This window comes from Saccharothrix hoggarensis (assembly GCF_042678885.1).
Classification (GTDB): Bacteria; Actinomycetota; Actinomycetes; order Mycobacteriales; family Pseudonocardiaceae; genus Actinosynnema; species Actinosynnema hoggarensis.
On record NZ_JBHTLK010000431.1, the window covers coordinates 1 to 2329 of the forward strand.

Sequence of the window (2329 nt, forward strand, 5' to 3'; positions counted from 1 at the left end):
CGGGCGGCGTCCGCGCCGGGCCGCCAGCCGGGCCGCGGGCAGCGCGAACAGGGCCGCGCCGAGCACCGCGCTGGTCTGCGCGAGCCCGCCGACGGCTTCCGAGTCCGACAGCACGGCCGCGATGAGCGTGCTCACGGCCAGGCCGATGGTGACGCCCGCCGCGCCGAGCACCTGGGTCGTCACCAGCACCCTCAGCACCCTGCGCTGCACGACGTCGACCGAGGTCATGATCATGATCGTGCCAGTGGACACCCGGTCCGACCAGCCACCGTCCGGGTTCAGGTGCCGGGCTGGACGCTGCTCTCGAAGAAGTCCGCGACCTGGTCCGCGGTCAGCTCCTCGCCGCCGCTCTTGGTCACGATGCCGAGCAGCGGGAGGTCGTTGGCGGTGAACACGAGCAGGCCCAGCCCGCCGTCGGCGGCGGCCCGGTACTTGCCGATCAACCCGTTGCCCGCCCACTGCGCCTCGACCACGTCGGTCTTGAGCGACCGGACCACGGCCTCCGCGCCGTGCTGCGCGCCCACGACGGTCTCCGTGAGGACGTACTGCACCGAGTAGTCGTCCTTCACCGAGCAGCTCACGACGGTGCCCTTGATGCCGTTGACGCCGCCCACGCCCGGCGTGCCGCCCGCCTTGCACGTGCTGGTGTCGGGGACCGTGCCCGCGAGCCGGCGCAGGCACTCGGTGAAGCCCTTGTCGTCCAACCGGGTGTCGCTCTTGCAGTCCTGCGCGCTCGGCACGCCCTCCCCGCCGAACGCGAAGATCCCGCCCACGACGGCCAGCGCCAGCACGACGGCCGCCCCGGCGGCGAGCAGCACCGTCCGGTTCGGCGCCTTCTTCCCCGACCGCTCCTGCGGGCGCGGGGTGACGCTCGGGAAGTTGAACTGCTGCGGCCCCGTCTGCGGGTAACCCACCTGGTACGACCCGCTGGCCGACGGGTTCACCTGGTACGGGCCGCTCGCGTGGGGGTTGACCTGGTACGGGCCGCTGGCGTTCGGGTTGACCTGGTGCGCCCCGCTCACCGCGGGGTTGGCCTGCTGCGGTCCGCCGACGGCCGGGTTCGCCTGGTAGGCGCCGCCGGGCGGGGTCACCGGCGAGGTGACGAGCGTGTCCGGCTCCTTCGGCCGCTGAGGCTCCTGCGAGCGCGGCGTGACGCCGTCCTTGGGCACGTGGTGCGCGCCGAGGGCGACCGCCGTCTCCGGCTGGTCGAGGCTCGTCGGCACGATCCGCACCTGCTCGGCGATCATGTTCGCCACCAGCGGGATGCGGCTCGAACCACCGACCAGGTAGATGCCCGCGAGCTGGTTCGGGGCCATGCCGGTGGAGCGGATAGTGGACGCCAGCAGCTCCACGCTGCGCATCATGCTCGGCCGGACCAGCGCCTCCAGGTCCGAGCGGTTGACCAGCACGTCCTCGAACGGCTCCGGCATCGGCACCTCGGTGTGCGCGTGCCGCGACAACGACTCCTTGGCGGCCCGCACGTCCTCCTGGAGCGCGCGCCGGGCCCGCCGGTCGGCCGTGGACTCCGGGCGCAGGAGCCGCTGCCAGGCCGCGGGGTCGCGGTGCGACACCTGCCGGCCGACGTGCTCCAGGAGCGCCTGGTCGACGTCGAGGCCGCCCAGGTCCTGCAGGCCGTCCTCGGCGAGCACGGTGAAGCCGTTCTGGGTGGCGCCGACAATGGCGACGTCGAACGTGCCCGCGCCCAGGTCGTACACGGCGAGCGCCTGGCCGACGGACAGCGAGGCGTAGTGGGAGGCGGCGGCGACCGGCTCGGGGACCAGCACGACCTCGCCCGACACCCCGGCCAGGCGGGCGGCGGACAGCAGCACGTTGCGGCGCGTCGGCCCCCACTGCGCGGGGTGCGTGAGGCGGACCTCGTCCAGCGACTCGCCGCCCAGCTGGCGGGTGGTCTCGTCGAGGACGCGGCGCAGCACGGCGGCCAGCGCGTCGCTGACGGGGACGACGTTCTCGCCGAGCAGCAGCACGCCGTCGTCCACGCGGCGCTTCGGGTTGGGTTCGAACCGGGCCGGGTCGAGGCGGGCGCGCCGCTCGGCGTCCCGGCCGACGACGAGGGTGCCGTCCTCTTCGCAGTAGACGGCCGACGGCATGGTCGCCGAGCCGTCCACCTCGACGACCCGGGGCGGCCGTCCGTGCGCGGCGAGCACCGCGACGGTGTTGGAAGTGCCCAGGTCAACGGACAAAACGCGCACGACTACCCCTGTGTTGAATTGCCGCTGCTCCGCAGACGGCGGGCTCGGTCGCCCGGAAGTCGGTCGTTCCCGCCTGATTTCCCGGCGATCGAAAAGCGTGATCGCCGGGAAATGAGGCG

1 protein-coding gene and 1 pseudogene are annotated in these 2329 nt (G+C 73.6%); both read right to left on the minus strand.

Annotated features, from left to right (window positions below):
* Positions 1-228, minus strand: a pseudogene (locus ACFQ3T_RS35940) (MFS transporter); the annotation flags it as partial.
* A gap of 50 nt (positions 229-278) precedes the next feature.
* Positions 279-2210: an Hsp70 family protein gene (locus tag ACFQ3T_RS35945; RefSeq protein WP_380730517.1), complete on the minus strand. Its 1932-nt coding sequence runs from the start codon at positions 2208-2210 to the stop codon at positions 279-281.
* Positions 2211-2329: the final 119 nt, after the last annotated feature.